Source organism: Streptomyces sp. NPDC003027 (assembly GCF_053591435.1).
This window is the reverse complement of sequence record NZ_JBSFTU010000022.1, coordinates 1-15386: the sequence shown is the minus strand read 5'-3', so window position 1 is coordinate 15386 and position 15386 is coordinate 1. Positions and strand designations below refer to the sequence as shown.

The following is a 15386-nucleotide window of genomic DNA, read 5'->3' as shown; positions in this document are numbered from 1 at the left end:
TTCGGTCCGGCGACGCTTCAGCGGGAAGAACGTAAGCGGATATGCCGGTGGCGCGACGGACGGTTGTCCATCGCGCCACCGGAAGGGGTGAATGCACGTAACTTTCACACCACGGGCGCGTTCTGTCGCGCTATGCGGTGGCGGGGTCACGCTGGGTCAGGCTGCGGCCCGCCTCAGATCCGCCGTCAGTCGCCGGGGTGCACCCAGGGGTTGGGGCGGCACTTGATGCCGTCGATCTCCAGGGACTTGGTCTGCTGCTGCATCACGGGTGCGAGCGCGCCGGGCGTACGGCAGGTCACATGGCCGTAGCCGAGTCGGTGGCCCACCTCGTGGTTGATGAGCATCTGGCGGTAGGCCGGCATCGCCCGGTCCCCGAAGGTCTCCGCGCCCCGCGCCCAGCGGAAGGCGTTGATCATCACGCGGGAGGTGGAGGCGGAGTCGCAGGAGACGTTGTCGACGGTGGTGTCCAGACCGGACTTCGCGCACCAGGTGGCGGTGGTGCCGGGGCTGGCGAGGGTGACCACGAACTCCGGTTCTCCGCTGGAGATCCGCTCGAAGGTCATCGCACCCTTTCCGGCCCAGCTCCGCTCGTCGTTGAGGGTGGTCTGCACGGCCCTCGCGAAAAGCTTCGCGTCGAGCGGAAGCCCCTTCTCGACATCGACCCGGTAGCGGATCTTCCGCCCCTTGCCGGGGGCCTTGTCGAAGCCGGGGACGGCCTCGAAGTCGCCCGATCCCCGGAGTCGGGGGTCGATGGGGAACTGACGGGTCATCAACTGCTCGTACGTCGGCTGGGCGGCCGGCGGGGCCTGTTCGCGCGGTACGGGTCTGGTGGGGGTCAGGCGGTCGTCGGAGCGCGAGGCGGTGCCGTCGGCGGCCCGCCCGGCGGGGTCTTCGGCCGCTCGGGCGAGGGGGTTGCGGGACTGCCCTTCGGCGACCTGACCGGCGACGACGACGGCGAGGACGGTGGTGACGGCGGCGGCCGCGATACCGGTCAGGGTGCGTCCCAGACCGCCGCTCCTGGCGGGCCGGGGCTCCTCCTCCGGGCGCGGTCCGGGCCGGTCGCCGGTGGGCGCCTCGGCGGGCGTCGCCACCGGGGCCACGGCGGGGTCTTCACGCCGTTGGCCGGGGATGAACGGCGCCTGCGGGCCCGTCGGTCGTGGGGCGGTACGGGGAGCGTCCTGCCGGTCGCCGTACCGCTCGGCCCGGGGGGTCCCGTCACCGCGATCGGGATGCCCTCCCCGTACGCGCGAATCGGTGGGGGTGGCGTACTCCGGGGTGCCGTGCGCCGGCGTGTCCCAGGCGCCCTGCCCGTAGGCGGTCGCCGTCCGGCCGCGCGTCTGCCCCTGGGGCGAGCGGCCACGCCGTCCGCGCCCGTACGCCTCTTCGCCGCGCGCCTCTTCGCCGCGCGCCGCTTGTCCGTACGTCTCGCGACCGTACGTGTCCTGCCCGTACATCTCTTGTTCGTACATCTCCGGGCCGGGCGCCCGCCTGCGGCGTCCCGTCCCCGCCCCGGGCCCCGCGGCCTCCTGCCGGCCCGTTTCGGCGGCGGGAGAGGGCGCGGCGCCCCTCCGACTATGTCGTCCCACGCCCCGGATCAGCTCCCGCCGCTGTCGTCTGTCGTGCCGGCTTCTTCGTCTGCTTCGTTTTCCCGGTTGTCCTCGATGAGTTCCCGTACGGCCTGCGCGACCGTTTCGGGGTACTCCATCATCGCCACATGTCCGGCGTCCGGAAGGGTCAGGAGCCGCGAGCCGCGGAACGCCGCGGCCGCCTTGCGCGCCATCCGGAAGGAGACGAGCTGGTCGCGGCCGCCGTAGACGAGCAGCGTCGGGGCGAGCACCCGCTCCGCCTGCCGCCAGAGTCCGTGCTGGCCGCCGAGGGTGTACGCGTCGACGATGCCGCGCGAGGAGCGGGCCATGGCGTCCCAGAAGTACGGCAGCTCCAGGCGCCGTTCCATCTCCTCCACCGCGTGCTGGACGCCCTCGTCGGTGACCCGGCCGGGGTCTCCGTAACAGAGGGCCATGACACCGCGGACCCGCTGCTCCGGCGTCCAGTCCCGGGTCAGCCGGGAGAAGAGGGAGGCGACGCCCGGCAGGGCGAGGAACGCGGTCGGCCAGGCGTTGCGCTGGGCGCGCAGCTCGGGCAGCGCCGGGGAGATCAGGGTCAGAGTGCGCACGAGGTCGGGCCGGACGGCGGCGACCCGGGTGGCGACGGAGCCGCCGAGGGAGTTGCCGATGAGGTGGACCGGGCCGCGGCCGCCCGCGTCGAGCAGGCGGATGACGGCGCGGGCGTGCCCGGTGACCGAGTAGTTGCCGTCGTCGGGCGGCGGGGAGTCGCCGAAGCCCGGAAGGTCGACCGCCTCGCCGTCGACGTGGTCCGCGAGCAGCGGCATCATGGCCGACCAGTTCTGGGACGAGCCGCCGAGGCCGTGGACGTAGAGCGCGGGCGCGAGGCCGGGGCGGTTGCCCGGGCGGGCGCGCACGGTGAGCGTGAGGCCGGGGAGCGCGACGGAGCGCAGCTCCTCTCCGTTGGCCACCCGCACGGTGCGGTTCCGCGACGCGGGCGGTGCGGCGGCGGTCCGGGTCTCCGGCAGCTCGGTCGACGACATGGCCGCAATATTACGAGACGATCACGCGGTGGCGTGTGTGTGGGGTGTCACAGGATCGGGTGCGCCGAGCGGAGTGTGCTTCTAGTCTCGAAGGACAGGGTCATCGGAGAGGAACCGCGCGCCGGAGAGGAACCGTATGACTGTCGATCCCAATGAGCCGGACACTTTCGCCGAGGAAGAGGCCGTCGTGCTGGACGAGGAGACCCCCGAGGCCGACGCGGCCGAGCAGCACACCGAACTTCAGCAGCGTGAGGACGAGCCGCCCACGCATCTGGAACAGGAGTCGGCGAACGAGGCCGACGCCTCGGAACAGGCACGCGTGGTCACGCTGGACGAAGACGACTACCGCTGATTTGTTCTGTTTAACGTTGAATTGCCGATCGCTCCGGGCGTCCGGTCCGTGAAATTCTGCGTCCGCACCGCGCACAGCCGGGTTACCCAAAAGTACGATGGCGGGCGCGGCGCCAGAGCGCGCATGGATCGATTTTTGGGAGGCGGCGTGACAGCCATCGAGCAGACAGAGGCAGCACGCCCTCGGGGCACGCGCCTGCCGCGCCGAGCCCGACGGAACCAGCTCCTCGGGGCAGCCCAGGAGGTGTTCGTCGCACAGGGCTACCACTCCGCCGCGATGGACGACATCGCCGAGCGCGCGGGTGTCAGCAAGCCGGTGCTGTACCAGCACTTCCCCGGCAAGCTGGAGCTCTACCTCGCCCTTCTCGACCAGCACTGCGAGGCGCTCCTCCAGGCCGTGCGCACGGCCCTCGCGTCCACCACGGACAACAAACTCCGGGTGGCGGCGACCATGGACGCGTACTTCGCGTACGTCGAGGACGAGGGTGGCGCGTTCCGGCTCGTCTTCGAGTCGGACCTGACCAACGAACCGGCCGTGCGCGAGCGCGTGGACCGGGTCAGCCTGCAGTGCGCGGAGGCCATCTCCGACGTCATCGCGGAGGACACCGGTCTGTCCAAGGACGAGTCGATGCTGCTGGCCGTGGGCCTCGGCGGGGTCTCGCAGGTCGTCGCGCGCTACTGGCTCTCCAGCGAGTCGGCCATCCCGCGCGACAAGGCGGTGGCGCTGCTGACCTCGCTGGCCTGGCGCGGTATCGCCGGGTTCCCGCTGCACCCGGCGGACGGCCAGCTGAGCGCCGAGGGCCACTGACGCTCCGGTCCGGCCCGCCGCTCCGGGTCGCCGCTGTTCGCTCCTGGCGTTGAGCGGCTGCGCCGTGGGTGTCCCCTCACCGGGCTAATGTGTGCAGCGTACGGCGCGGGGATACGCGCAACGCTGACCGTTCGGAGGGACATAGCCGTGGAGGTCAAGATCGGCGTGCAGCACGCACCCCGGGAGATCGTTCTGGAGAGCGGGCAGTCCGCCGAGGAGGTCGAGCGCGCCGTGGCCGACGCGCTGGCCGGCAAGGCGCAGCTGCTCAGCCTCGCGGACGAGAAGGGCCGCAGGGTCCTGATCCCGGCCGAGAAGATCGCGTACGTGGAGATCGGCGAGCCGGCGGTGCGCCGGGTGGGCTTCGGCGCGCTCTGAGACGTACGTCCATACGACGAAAGGCCCGGCGGACCAGGTCCGCCGGGCCTTTCGTCTGCCATGCCACAGAAGGTCGCGCGCCTCTTCGCGCGCCGCCCCACCGCGCCTCTCCGCGCCCCGTCTCGCCGTGCCCCGTCTCGCCGGGTATCGGCGTGTCCCGTTGCGTGTGGGCCGAATGCGCTGGTGAGGGGGGCGAGGGAGGGTTGTTTTCCGCGCGGCCCGGGTAGGACCGCCTACGACCGAATTGCCCGGCCACGCTCCGCACGCGAGGTGATCCCGTGTTCCTGGAAGCCCTCGGCTCCGCTCTGCTCGGACTCGCCCTGGCCTGGGCCGCCGTGCACCGGCTGCCCGACCGCCTCCCCGCACGTGGGGTCGTCCTCACCACGGGCTCGCTCGGCGCCGTGTTCGGCGCCCTCGTCACCCATGGGGCGCTGGGGCCGGGCCATGTCCTGGCCACCCTGATTGGCGCGCTCGCCGTCTCGGCCGTACTGCTCTCGCTGCTGATCCGTCCGGCGTCGCGCCGGCTGCGCCGATCAGCGGCGGCGTGAGCAGCGCCGCACCACGCACCGCCCCCGCCGCCGCCTCCGGGCGCTCGGCTACGCGGCCAGGCCGAGGGCCGCCATGCGCTTGGTGTGGGCTTCGGTGATGCGGGAGAACATCCGGCCGACCTCCGCCAGATCGAAGCCGTCGGCCACGCCGCCGACCAGCATCGTCGACAGGGCGTCGCGCTCGGCGACCACCCGCTGGGCCTGGGAGAGCGCCTCGCCCATCAGCCGGCGCGCCCACAGCGCGAGCCGTCCGCCGACCCGCGGGTCGGCGTCGATCGCGGCGCGGACCTTCTCCACGGCGAAGTTGCCGTGACCCGTGTCGTCGAGCACGGAGAGCACCAGCCGACGCGTGTCGGAGTCCAGCCGGGCCGCCACCTCGCGGTAGAAGTCGCTGGCGATCGAGTCGCCGACGTACGCCTTGACCAGGCCCTCCAGCCAGTCGGAAGGTGCGGTCTGGCGGTGGAAGTCGTCGAGCGCCTTGGCGAACGGCTCCATCGCGGCCGTCGGCTCGGCGTCCACGGCGGTGAGGCGGTCCCGCAGCTGCTCGAAGTGGTGGAACTCGGCGGTGGCCATCTTCGCCAGCTCGGCCTTGTCGGCGAGGGTGGGCGCCAGCTTGGCGTCCTCGGCGAGCCGCTCGAACGCCGCCAGTTCGCCGTAGGCGAGGGCGCCCAGAAGGTCGACGACCGCGGCGCGGTACTGCGGCTCTGCGGATGCCGTGGCCCAGTCCTGGGCGGCGATCCCGGTGGTTTCCTCGGCCGGTGTGGCGTTGTCAGGCGTCTCCATGAAGCGCACAATAGCCCGCTCGCCGGGACGAGGAAGGCCCTGGTCAGTCACTGTGACCGCGCACTCATTACGAATTCTCCCGACACACCTGCGCGATTCCGGGGTACAGTGATAAAGCGCCTGCTGAGTATGCGGACATGCTTTCGCGTGTTCGGACGTACCCGGTGGGCCATCTCATGAATGAGGATGCCCGGTCGGTGGCCCGACTGGCTCCGACCCGACAGCCCTCCCCGCGCACCGCGGAAGGGTCCCTCAGCGGCATGACGCTCGAGCGACGGCAGTGGTCCCGCGCCACCCCGGTTGTGGTCTTCACGATCCAGGATCGATCCGATCCGGGATGTGTCCGATCCGGCCGGAAGCGAATCTGGCACGGTACGACCCCCTTCGTTCGCCTCATGTCGCGTCTCACAGAAGAGGCAGCACCCTGACTACGACTTTCCGAGAGCTCGGGATCCTTCCCGAGACGGCCGAGGCGCTCGAAGCCGTCGGCATCGTCACCGCCTTCCCCATCCAGGAGATGACCCTTCCGGTCGCACTCTCCGGCAGCGACGTCATCGGCCAGGCCAAGACCGGCACCGGCAAGACGCTCGGCTTCGGTCTGCCCCTCCTGCAGCGCGTCACCGTCCCCGCGGACGTCGAGGCCGGCCGGGCGCGGCCCGAGCAGCTGACCGACGCGCCGCAGGCCTTGGTGGTCGTGCCCACCCGTGAGCTGTGCACGCAGGTCACCAACGACCTGTTGACCGCCGGCAAGGTCCGTAACGTCCGCGTGCTCGCCATCTACGGCGGCCGGGCCTACGAGCCGCAGGTCGAGGCCCTGAAGAAGGGCGTCGACGTGATCGTCGGCACCCCGGGCCGACTGCTCGACCTGGCAGGGCAGCGCAAGCTCGACCTGTCCCACGTCAAGGCGCTGGTCCTGGACGAGGCGGACGAGATGCTCGACCTGGGCTTCCTGCCCGACGTCGAGAAGATCATCAACATGCTTCCGGCGAAGCGCCAGACCATGCTGTTCTCGGCGACCATGCCGGGCGCGGTCATCGGGCTGGCCCGTCGCTACATGTCGCAGCCCACGCACATCAACGCCACCTCGCCGGACGACGAGGGCGCGACCGTGCGCAACACCACGCAGCGCGTCTACCGCGCGCACTCCATGGACAAGCCGGAGATGGTCTCCCGCATCCTGCAGGCCAACGGCCGCGGGCTCGCGATGATCTTCTGCCGTACGAAGCGGACGGCGGCCGACATCGCCGACCAGCTCGCCCAGCGCGGCTTCGCCTCGGGCGCGGTCCACGGCGACCTCGGCCAGGGCGCGCGCGAGCAGGCCCTGCGGGCGTTCCGCAACGGCAAGGTGGACGTGCTCGTCTGCACCGACGTCGCCGCGCGCGGCATCGACGTCGAGGGCGTCACGCACGTCATCAACTACCAGTCGCCCGAGGACGAGAAGACCTACCTCCACCGCATCGGCCGCACCGGCCGCGCGGGGGCGAAGGGCATCGCCGTCACCCTCGTCGACTGGGACGACATCCCGCGCTGGCAGCTGATCAACAAGACGCTGGACCTCGGCTTCCCGGACCCGCCGGAGACGTACTCCACGTCCCCGCACCTCTTCGAGGAGCTGGACATCCCGGCCGGCACCAAGGGTGTCCTGCCGCGTGCCGAGCGGACCCGTGCGGGTCTGGGCGCGGAGGAGCTGGAGGACCTGGGCGAGCCCGGTGGCCGCGGCCGGAAGAAGGCGGCCCCGGCCGCCGCCCCCGCCGAGGAGCGCCCGGCCCGTACGCGGACGCCGCGTCAGCGTCGTCGTACGCGCGGTGGAGCCGTGCTGGAGGAGACGGCCGCCGTCGCCGCGCCGGTGGCGGAGGAGGCCCCGGCCGACGCCGCGGCCGAGCCGCGCACCCCGCGCCGCCGTCGCCGCACCCGTACGGGCGCCGCGCCGACCGCGCAGGCCGTGGCGGAGGCCCCCTCGGCCCCCGCCGCTCCCGTGGCCACGGCCGCTCCGGCGGCTCCCGTGGTCGAGGAGGCGCCCAAGCCGCGTCGCCGTCGCACCCGCATCGCCAGGCCCGAGGCCGAGACGGTGACCTTCCAGACCGTGGAGACGGCGGCGGCCGCCGCTGCCGCTGCGGCCACCGCCCCGGTGGCCGAGACGGTCGAGCCGGTCGAGGAGCCGAAGAAGGCTCCCCGCCGTCGCACGGCGAAGAAGGCCGTCGCCGAGGTGACGGCGGAGACCGTCGAGTCGGCCCCCGTGGCCGTCGAGGCCGTCGAGGAGGCCCCCAAGGCCCCCCGTCGCCGCGTGACGAGGAAGGCCGCCGCGCCGGTCGAGACCGCTGCGGTCGCCGAGGTCGCCGAAGCCGTCGAGGAGGCCCCCAAGGCTCCGCGTCGCCGTGCGGCCAAGAAGGCCGTCGTCGCCGAGGCGCCCGACGCCTCGGAGCCGAAGACCGCCCCGCGCCGCCGCACGACGAAGAAGGCCGCGGCCGCCCAGCCCGAGAGCTGACGGCTTCGCCGTACCGTGACGCGGCGGCCCGGTCCCTCCCCAGGGACCGGGCCGCCGCGTCGTTCTCCGTACGGCGCCGGGGGCCCGGCCGACCGCCCCGATCTGCGGTTACAGTCCTTCCATGAGCAAGCCCCGGTCCCTGGAGCTGCCGCCCCGCACCCGCGCCTACCAGCTGGTGACGGCACGTGGCGGCTTCGCCGTACTGGACACCGCGCCCGCCGGTGAAGTGCGCGGGACGGTGCTGCTGCTGCCCGGCTACACCGGCAGCAAGGAGGACTTCCTCGCGCTGCTGGGACCGCTGAGCGAGGCCGGCTACCGCGCGGTGGCCGTGGACGGGCGGGGGCAGCACGAGACTCCCGGGCCGCGGCACCGGTCCGCGTACAGCAGGCGGGCGCTGGCGCTGGACGCCGTCGCTCAGGCGGTGGCGCTCGGCGACGGTCCGGTGCATCTGCTCGGGCACTCGTTCGGCGGTCTGGTCGCCCGCTCGGCGGCCTGGCTGGCGCCGGAGGTGTTCCGGTCGCTCACGCTGCTCTCCTCGGGGCCCGGCCGGGTCGCCCGGCCCCAGCGCGTCCGGGTGCGGATGCTGCGGGGCGCGCTCGCGCTGCTGCCCAAGGAGCGGGTGTGGCTGGCCACGCGGTGGCTGGACAGCCGCGGTGAGGCGCCCGGCTTCACCGACCCCCCGGAGATCGTGCTGTTCCTGCGGCGCCGCTGGATGCGCACGCGGATCATCCAACTCTCGTCGGCAGGGCGGCTGTTGCGCCGTGAGCGGGACGGTACGGCCCAGCTGGCGCGGCTCACGGTCCCGTTGCACATCGCGTACGGCGACGGGGAGATGGTCTGGTCGGTGGCCGAACTCGCGGCCGCCGCACGCACGACCGGCGCCCAGCACACGGTCGTGGTGGGCGCGGGCCACTCCCCCAACGTGTCGCACCCCCAGGAGCTGGCCGACCGGCTGACCGCGTTCTGGGAGCGCTGCGGCTAGGAACGCGACCCGGCGGTCAGTACTGGCCCTGGAGGTGCTGCCAGAACCCGTCGCGCAGCGCCCTGCGCAGGGCGGCGTGCCCGCGCAGGGAGCGGCTGAGCAGCTTCTCCGCCTCGATCAGGAGGTCCTGGTCGACGGGGCCGGGGAGGTACGGCTGTCCGGGCAGCAGCTCGGCCATCGCGTCGCGGCCCCGCTCGCCGAGCCAGGTGGCGGCGATCTGCGCGCCGATGAAGCGGACCTCGTCGCGTGAGGGCGGCGGCTCGCCCTCGTTCTCGTACGTCGTGACCGGTCGGCGGGTCACGTAGGGGCGGCAGAAATCCAGGTCGAAGGTGCGCCGGCTGTCGACCTCCCAGAGCAGCGGCTCAGCCTGGTTGCGTCCTTCGGCGGCCTCGATGCCCCAGAGGTGGACCCGGGCGCCGTAGCCCTGGGCGGCCTCCACGGCCGAGACGAGGTCCTCGTCGCCGCCGACGAGGGCGGCGTCGCTGATGGCGCGGTGGCGGGCCAGCGACTCCAGGTCGGAGCGGATGAGGGAGTCGACGCCCTTCTGCTGGTTGTTGGAGTTGAGGTTGCCGAGGCGGACCTTGACGTCCGGAAGCTCGGCGATCGACTGCTGCTCGGGCGTGTGGATGCGGCGTCGGGCGCCGTCGTACCAGTACACGCGCAGCAGCCGGCTGTCCGCGAAGATCGTGCGGGCCTTGTCGATGAAGGCCTCGATCAGGCCCTCGGCGTCGAGGTCGAAGGAGCGCCGGTCCTCGGTGCCCGCGACCAGCAACCCGGCCGAAGCATAGACGTAACCCGCGTCGACGAAGATGGCGTGGGTAGAAGGTGTCTTGGCCACTTCGGCCAGCATCCGCACGAGGAGCTCATTGGTGCGCTCCAGGCGGGCACCGAGTGCGTGGACCGGCTCGTCCGGCGGCGTCTGAGGGATGTCTGTGTCGTTCATACGGGCCTCATTGTCCGCCGGTCACCGGTCACCCGCCATTGTCCCTTACCCGTCAGTAGTTAGGCATCCGAAAAATTTCCTTAGCGTAGGGAATATTTGCAGGATGCATCGCCGTTGAACCGTACGTCACCCCAGTTCTCCATCAGGAGGATCAACTCAGACGAAGGGAGAAGCCCATGCGCTTCGAAATCCTGCGACTCGACGACATCGACGGCACGCCCGTCGACCGGACCGTTGTGGACGCCGCCTCCGTCAACCGGATCGTGCAGCAGGCCGCGTCGATCGGCCAGCGCATCTGGATCCGCCCGGCCGAGACCTCGGCCTCGTAATGCCGTAGGGCACTCACTCACGCACCGCGCCCCCGCATGGACTCCGTGGAACGGAATCCGTACGGGGGCGCAGTGGTGTACGGGTGTACGGGGGGTGGGCTCAGGCGCCCTGGATGACCTGGGTGACGCCGTTGATGATCTGTTGCACGGCGATGGCCGACAGCATCATGCCGGCGAGCCGGGTCACGAGCACGACACCGCCGTCCTTGATGACACGGATGATCAGCAGCGAGTAGCGCATGGTCAGCCACAGCACGACGTGCATGGCGACGATCGCCGACCAGACGGAGACCTGCCCGCCGACGCCTTCGGCGTGCTGGACGGCGAGGATCACGGACACGATCGCTCCGGGCCCGGCGAGCAGCGGCATGCCGAGGGGGACGAGGGCGACGTTGACGTCCTTGGTCTGCTTGGGCTCGTCGGTCTTGCCGGTGAGCAGATCGAGCGCGATGAGCAGCAGCAGGAGACCGCCCGCGATCATCAGGGCGGGGACGGAGACATGGAGGTACGCGAGGATCTGCTGCCCCAGGATGCCGAAGACGGTGATGACACCGAAGGCGACGGCGACGGCCTGCCAGGCCATGCGGCGCTGGACCTTGGCCGGGCGTCCGGAGGTGAGGGCGAGGAAGATCGGGGTGATCCCGGGGGGATCCATGATCACAAAAAGGGTCAGAAACAGCGAGCCGAAGACGGCGACGTCGAACACGGTGAGCCTTGCGTATGGGGTGTACGTAGGGGTGTGGGGCGCCTTCGCGGGGCGCCCCCGGGGCGGGGGAAATCGATGTCCCCGCGGAGGACGGGCGGGCACGGCGGGTCGTCCGGGCGCCGAACGGTTCCACGCGCCTCTGTCCGGACCGGCCCAGGTCTGTCGGACCGATCAGGAGCGGAGAGGACGCGGCATCCGGCGCAGCGGGTCTCCCCAGCCCGCGGGGCCGAGGGGACGCGTCACAAGGGCGCCGGACCGTGCGGGGCCGGCAGCGCGCCTGGCGACCCGGCGAGGTGCCGTGCCGGGGGGCGCGCCCCCGGCCGCGATCCGCGGGACAGGCGCTACGCGGGTCCGCCCGTGCCCGGGACCGGGAAGGCTCCGGTGGCACGGCGGGTGATCTCGCCGTAGATCTCGGGGTCGGTGGTGTACTCGCCGAGCCGGCACGTCTTGCGGGTGCCGTGGTAGTCGCTGGAGCCCGTGGTGAGCAGTCCCAGTTCCTTCGCCAGCCCGCGCAGCCGCGCCCGCGTCGCCTCGTCGTGGTCCATGTGGTCGACCTCGATGCCGTCGAGACCCGCCTCCGCGAGCCGGGCTATCGCGGCCTCCGGCACGACCTCGCCGCGCTTGACGGCGAGCGGGTGGGCGAAGACGGTGACGCCGCCGGCCGCCTTGACCAGGCGGATCGCGTTGAACGGGTCGAGTTCGTGCTTCTCGACGTACGCCCGTCCGCCGTCGGCGAGCCACTGCGGCGTGAACGCTCCGGACACGTCCGGTACGACGCCGAGCGCGACCAGCGCCTCCGCGACGTGCGGGCGGCCGACCGAGCCGTCCCCGGCGATCCGGGCCACCTGCTCCCAGGTGACGGGGACGCCCAGGTCCTGGAGCTTGCCGACCATGGCCCGAGCGCGCGGCACCCGGTCGTCGCGGACGAGCTCCCGCTCTGCTGCCAGCTCGGGCTCGTCGGGATCGAAGAGGTACGCCAGCATGTGCAGACCGACACCGTCGAGCCGGCACGACAGCTCGGCGCCTGTGATCAGGGTCAGGCCCTCGGGGAGCGCGGCGATCGCCTCGGCGTGTCCGCGGGTGGTGTCGTGGTCGGTGAGAGCGACGACATCGAGCCCGGCGGCGGCCGCGTGGCGGACCAGCTCGGCGGGGGTGTCCGTACCGTCCGACGCCGTGGAGTGGGTGTGCAGGTCGATGCGCACGACGCGGTACTCCGGAGGGCTCGGGGCGGACGAGGGGGACGCTTCAGCATAACGGGCGAATCGAACACCCGGGCCCGCGGGCCTTCCTGGCTCCACCAAGCCGAGGTGCGCGGACGGGCCCCCGCACCGCCCTCGGCCGCCGCCCCTGGTACGCCGCTACGTGAGCAGCCTCGGTGTCAGCGCGCCGCACGGCAGGAGCTCCACCTCCGCGCCCGCGTCCCGCAGGTCCGTGAGCACCAGCTCGTCGTACATCAGCAGTCCCGACTGCTCCGGCCAGACGATCGCCCACAGCCACAGCCCGCGCGCCTCCCCGGCGAAGACCGCGCGGTCGTGCGGGGCGCCGTTCACATGCCACAGCGGGGTCGGACGGCCGGCGGCGAGGACCTTCGTCTGGGCCGGTTTGTCGATGGACATGCCCGGTCCGGGGTCGGGCCCGTCGATCCCGGCGTACCGGGCCCCGAGGCCGACGCCGAGCTCCTCGGCGATCAGCAGCAGCTCCCCGAGTCCGCCGAGCGGCCCGGGGCCGGAGCAGGCGACCGCCGTGGCGCGTCCGCCGCTGCGGTCGTCACCCGCGTACGCCACCCCGGTGAAGAGCCAGCCGACCGGCAAGGGCCACGGCATCCACACCGGTACCTCGGCCCGGTGCACGACGACACCGAGGGCCTCGACGCTGGGCGGGATCACGGGTTGCAGCGGGTGCACGAAGCCATGCACGTCGCACTGCCAGGAGTCGGCAAAAAGTCCGGGCGCCCTGACCCGGCCACCGCACTTCGGGCAACTGGGTTCGCCCCTCATAGGGCCCAACGGTCCTACCCCTGCGCGCCCGCGTCAAGGACGATCACCCGTCCGGCTGGACCGGTTCACCCCGCGTCAAGGGCGATCACCCGTCCGGCCCGGCCGGTTCACCCCTGGTCATGGGCGCGAGCCGGGTCCGCGAGGCGGGCCGGCGGCCACGCCGAGAAAGGGCCCGGACTTCTACGTCAGTCCAGCGGTACCGACCTGCGCAGCGGGTCGCGCAGGTCCGTGCCGTGCGTCAGCCAGCGCTCCTCCAGCGCCTTCGCCCCGTGGACCCGCTTCCAGGCGGCCTCGTTCGGCGTCATCGGCAGCAGCGGCAGGAAGCGCACGGGGTCCATACTCCCGCCCGTCGCCCGGCCGCCACCCCTCAGGGAGTCGCTTCGCGACATCGCCTCGTTCAGATCCAGGTCCTCCACCAGCCCGCCCGGCTCCGCCACGAGCACCGAGCTGAACGGGGCGCCGGGCCAGAGGGGTTCACCGACGTCGAGCGAGGCGCCGGCGGCCACGATCACCCCTTCGACCTGCGGGGTGGAGGCGAGGACCGCGAGCGGGCGCAGCACCTTGTCGGTGTCGGCGACCCCTGCCCGTACCGAGAGGACGAGTTCCGCGCGCGGGCCCTTCACCGGGTCCGCGAGCGCGGCCGTGGGGTCGGCCATCGGCTGCGCGGACATGCCGAGGGTCGCGTACCGCACCACGTCACCGTCGATGAAGCGCAGCACCTCGACGCGGTCCGTCCCGAGGAACGTCACCGCGGCCCGCGCGTCCGGTTCCCCGAGCGCCGTACGCAACCTGGCCTCGACCAGAGCAAGAACTTCTCCCATGTTGCGAGCATAAAGCGCGTACACGACGGGCAGAGGAAGGGATTGACCCTCAGTCGGCTGATAGTCTTGGCCGCTGGTCGGGACTCCCGACTACACGTCACACGTCATCCCCCACGGGGGACCGGCCGGAGGAGGTGGGGCTGCGGTGGATCGAAGTCGATCGGGCAGTACCAACCGCTCTTCCGCCCCGCACCCGAGCCCGGTGCGTTTCTCCCGTTTCCGGTGATTCGAGGCCCGTTGCCGCGGCCCGGTCACCCGGCATCGCGCACGACGGAAGAGCACTTCGCCTTTGCCTGTCTGTAGCGAACGCCGTCACCGCGATCCCGCGGTGCCGCCCGCTTTGCGGACGTAGGACATCAGGTCCACGCCCCCATTCCGGGCTGTGCCACGCCTCGCCGGCGGCTCCGACGTGAAGGAGCAAGCCATGTCGATGATCCGTGACCTGCGCGCCGCGGTCCGCCCCTCCCTGCGGCCCTCCCTGCGCAAGCCCAGCACCACCTACGCGGCGTACGACTCGACCCGCGACCCCTCGGCCTCCAGCGCCGTGGTCGACTGCGCCGTCTACCGCGACGGCCGCCGCGTGGACGACCTCACCTGTCTGACCCCGCGCGGCGCGATGCGTGAGGTGCGGGAGGGCGGGGGCTTCGCCTGGATCGGCCTGCACGAGCCGACCGAGGACGAATTCGCCGGTATCGCGGCCGAGTTCGGGCTCCACCCGCTCGCCGTCGAGGACGCCGTCCACGCCCACCAGCGGCCCAAGCTGGAGCGGTACGACGACACCCTCTTCACGGTCTTCAAGACCATCCACTACGTGGAGCACACCGAACTCACCGCCACCAGCGAGGTCGTCGAGACCGGCGAGGTGATGTGCTTCACCGGCCCCGACTTCGTCATCACCGTCCGGCACGGCGGGCAGGGCTCGCTGCGCAACCTCCGCCACCGCCTCCAGGGCGAGCCGGAGCTGCTCCGCAAGGGCCCCTCGGCCGTCCTGCACGCCATCGCCGACCATGTCGTCGACGGCTACATCGCGGTCGCCGACGCCGTCGAGCTCGACATCGACCAGATCGAGATCGATGTCTTCTCGCCGCCCGCCAAGGGCTCCACGCGGGGTGCGGACACCGGCCGGATCTACCAGCTCAAGCGCGAGGTACTGGAGTTCAAGCGGGCCGTCTCCCCGCTGCTGCGTCCGATGCAGCTGCTGAGCGAGCGCCCCATGCGGCTGGTCGACCCCGACATCCAGAAGTACTTCCGGGACGTCGCCGACCACCTCGCGCGCGTGCAGGAGCAGGTCGTCGGCTTCGACGAGCTGCTGAACTCCATCCTCCAGGCCAACCTGGCGCAGGCGACCGTCGCGCAGAACGAGGACATGCGCAAGATCACCTCCTGGGCGGCGATCGTGGCCGTCCCGACGGCGGTGTGCGGGGTGTACGGCATGAACTTCGACCACATGCCCGAGCTGCACTGGAGGTACGGCTACCCGATGGTGCTACTCGGCATCACGGCGATCTGTTTCACCATCCACCGCACCCTCAAGCGCAACGGCTGGCTCTAGGGTCTGTCGTTTGGATCAGGCCGGATCAGGGAGCGGGGTCTGGTGCATGGGGTCTCCCCAGGCCCGCCAGGGCCGAGGGGACGGATCGCAAGGCGGAGGAG

At 72.0% G+C, this 15386-nt stretch carries 16 protein-coding genes; 8 read left to right on the top strand and 8 right to left on the bottom strand.

Annotated elements, in window-relative coordinates:
• Positions 1-185: 185 nt before the first annotated feature.
• Both ACWDX6_RS17570 and ACWDX6_RS17565 read right to left on the bottom strand, forming a co-directional pair.
• Positions 186-1454, bottom strand: a complete 1269-nt coding sequence (locus tag ACWDX6_RS17570; protein WP_451485796.1) for a DUF3152 domain-containing protein — start codon at positions 1452-1454, stop codon at positions 186-188.
• A 140-nt stretch (positions 1455-1594) separates the two neighbouring features.
• Positions 1595-2605, bottom strand: coding sequence for an alpha/beta fold hydrolase (locus tag ACWDX6_RS17565; protein ID WP_451485795.1), 1011 nt, complete (start codon positions 2603-2605; stop codon positions 1595-1597).
• Positions 2606-2741: 136 nt separating this feature from the next.
• On the opposite strand from ACWDX6_RS17565, the gene ACWDX6_RS17560 reads away from it, so the two are divergent.
• From ACWDX6_RS17560 to ACWDX6_RS17545, 4 genes are all read left to right on the top strand, one after another.
• A complete protein-coding gene (locus ACWDX6_RS17560) occupies positions 2742-2957 on the top strand; it encodes a hypothetical protein (RefSeq protein ID WP_403288340.1) in 216 nt (71 codons plus the stop codon).
• A 147-nt stretch (positions 2958-3104) separates the two neighbouring features.
• Positions 3105-3764: a TetR/AcrR family transcriptional regulator gene (locus ACWDX6_RS17555; RefSeq protein ID WP_356897296.1), complete on the top strand. Its 660-nt coding sequence runs from the start codon at positions 3105-3107 to the stop codon at positions 3762-3764.
• A 147-nt stretch (positions 3765-3911) separates the two neighbouring features.
• Positions 3912-4139, top strand: a complete 228-nt coding sequence (locus tag ACWDX6_RS17550; protein ID WP_451485794.1) for a DUF3107 domain-containing protein — start codon at positions 3912-3914, stop codon at positions 4137-4139.
• A 278-nt stretch (positions 4140-4417) separates the two neighbouring features.
• Positions 4418-4687: a hypothetical protein gene (locus ACWDX6_RS17545; RefSeq protein ID WP_403288339.1), complete on the top strand. Its 270-nt coding sequence runs from the start codon at positions 4418-4420 to the stop codon at positions 4685-4687.
• Between the two features lie 48 nt (positions 4688-4735).
• On the opposite strand, the gene ACWDX6_RS17540 is transcribed toward ACWDX6_RS17545, so the two are convergent.
• A complete protein-coding gene (locus ACWDX6_RS17540; RefSeq protein WP_403288338.1) occupies positions 4736-5470 on the bottom strand; it encodes a ferritin-like fold-containing protein in 735 nt (244 codons plus the stop codon).
• 337 nt (positions 5471-5807) lie between these two features.
• Here ACWDX6_RS17540 and ACWDX6_RS17535 point away from each other — a divergent pair, with 337 nt between their 5' ends.
• Together ACWDX6_RS17535 and ACWDX6_RS17530 are read left to right on the top strand one after the other, a co-directional pair.
• Entirely contained in the window at positions 5808-7955 is a 2148-nt protein-coding gene (locus ACWDX6_RS17535) for a DEAD/DEAH box helicase (RefSeq protein WP_451485793.1), read from the top strand.
• Positions 7956-8076: 121 nt separating this feature from the next.
• Positions 8077-8937, top strand: a complete 861-nt coding sequence (locus ACWDX6_RS17530; RefSeq protein WP_451485792.1) for an alpha/beta fold hydrolase — start codon at positions 8077-8079, stop codon at positions 8935-8937.
• 16 nt (positions 8938-8953) lie between these two features.
• Here the strand turns inward: ACWDX6_RS17530 and ACWDX6_RS17525 are convergent, their stop codons facing one another.
• A complete protein-coding gene (locus tag ACWDX6_RS17525; protein WP_451485791.1) occupies positions 8954-9880 on the bottom strand; it encodes an NYN domain-containing protein in 927 nt (308 codons plus the stop codon).
• Between the two features lie 176 nt (positions 9881-10056).
• Here ACWDX6_RS17525 and ACWDX6_RS17520 point away from each other — a divergent pair, with 176 nt between their 5' ends.
• Entirely contained in the window at positions 10057-10209 is a 153-nt protein-coding gene (locus ACWDX6_RS17520) for a hypothetical protein (protein WP_086024648.1), read from the top strand.
• A 100-nt stretch (positions 10210-10309) separates the two neighbouring features.
• Here ACWDX6_RS17520 and ACWDX6_RS17515 read toward each other — a convergent pair whose 3' ends face one another.
• From ACWDX6_RS17515 to ACWDX6_RS17500, 4 genes are all read right to left on the bottom strand, one after another.
• Positions 10310-10915 carry a MarC family protein gene (locus tag ACWDX6_RS17515; protein WP_356896601.1) on the bottom strand — a complete coding sequence of 202 codons (606 nt, stop codon included), beginning with the start codon at positions 10913-10915 and terminating at the stop codon, positions 10310-10312.
• Positions 10916-11256: 341 nt separating this feature from the next.
• Entirely contained in the window at positions 11257-12117 is an 861-nt protein-coding gene (locus ACWDX6_RS17510; RefSeq protein WP_451485790.1) for a PHP domain-containing protein, read from the bottom strand.
• Between the two features lie 156 nt (positions 12118-12273).
• Entirely contained in the window at positions 12274-12912 is a 639-nt protein-coding gene (locus tag ACWDX6_RS17505) for a DUF6758 family protein (protein WP_451485789.1), read from the bottom strand.
• A gap of 185 nt (positions 12913-13097) precedes the next feature.
• A complete protein-coding gene (locus tag ACWDX6_RS17500; RefSeq protein ID WP_451485788.1) occupies positions 13098-13733 on the bottom strand; it encodes a suppressor of fused domain protein in 636 nt (211 codons plus the stop codon).
• Positions 13734-14157: 424 nt separating this feature from the next.
• Here ACWDX6_RS17500 and ACWDX6_RS17495 point away from each other — a divergent pair, with 424 nt between their 5' ends.
• Positions 14158-15285 (top strand): magnesium and cobalt transport protein CorA, encoded by a 1128-nt coding sequence (locus ACWDX6_RS17495; RefSeq protein ID WP_451485787.1) that lies wholly within the window; start codon positions 14158-14160, stop codon positions 15283-15285.
• The last annotated feature ends 101 nt before the right edge of the window (positions 15286-15386 follow it).

Excerpts from the sequence above, each read along its gene's own strand:
- ACWDX6_RS17570 (WP_451485796.1), bottom strand. The coding sequence starts at position 1,454 with ATGTACGGGCAGGACACGTACGGTCGCGAGACGTACGGACAAGCGGCG.
- ACWDX6_RS17520 (WP_086024648.1), top strand. The coding sequence starts at position 10,057 with ATGCGCTTCGAAATCCTGCGACTCGACGACATCGACGGCACGCCCGTC.
- ACWDX6_RS17565 (WP_451485795.1), bottom strand. The coding sequence starts at position 2,605 with ATGTCGTCGACCGAGCTGCCGGAGACCCGGACCGCCGCCGCACCGCCC.
- ACWDX6_RS17505 (WP_451485789.1), bottom strand. The coding sequence starts at position 12,912 with ATGAGGGGCGAACCCAGTTGCCCGAAGTGCGGTGGCCGGGTCAGGGCG.
- ACWDX6_RS17530 (WP_451485792.1), top strand. The coding sequence starts at position 8,077 with ATGAGCAAGCCCCGGTCCCTGGAGCTGCCGCCCCGCACCCGCGCCTAC.
- ACWDX6_RS17540 (WP_403288338.1), bottom strand. The coding sequence starts at position 5,470 with ATGGAGACGCCTGACAACGCCACACCGGCCGAGGAAACCACCGGGATC.
- ACWDX6_RS17495 (WP_451485787.1), top strand. The coding sequence starts at position 14,158 with ATGTCGATGATCCGTGACCTGCGCGCCGCGGTCCGCCCCTCCCTGCGG.
- ACWDX6_RS17525 (WP_451485791.1), bottom strand. The coding sequence starts at position 9,880 with ATGAACGACACAGACATCCCTCAGACGCCGCCGGACGAGCCGGTCCAC.
- ACWDX6_RS17535 (WP_451485793.1), top strand. The coding sequence starts at position 5,808 with ATGTGTCCGATCCGGCCGGAAGCGAATCTGGCACGGTACGACCCCCTT.
- ACWDX6_RS17560 (WP_403288340.1), top strand. The coding sequence starts at position 2,742 with ATGACTGTCGATCCCAATGAGCCGGACACTTTCGCCGAGGAAGAGGCC.
- ACWDX6_RS17500 (WP_451485788.1), bottom strand. The coding sequence starts at position 13,733 with ATGGGAGAAGTTCTTGCTCTGGTCGAGGCCAGGTTGCGTACGGCGCTC.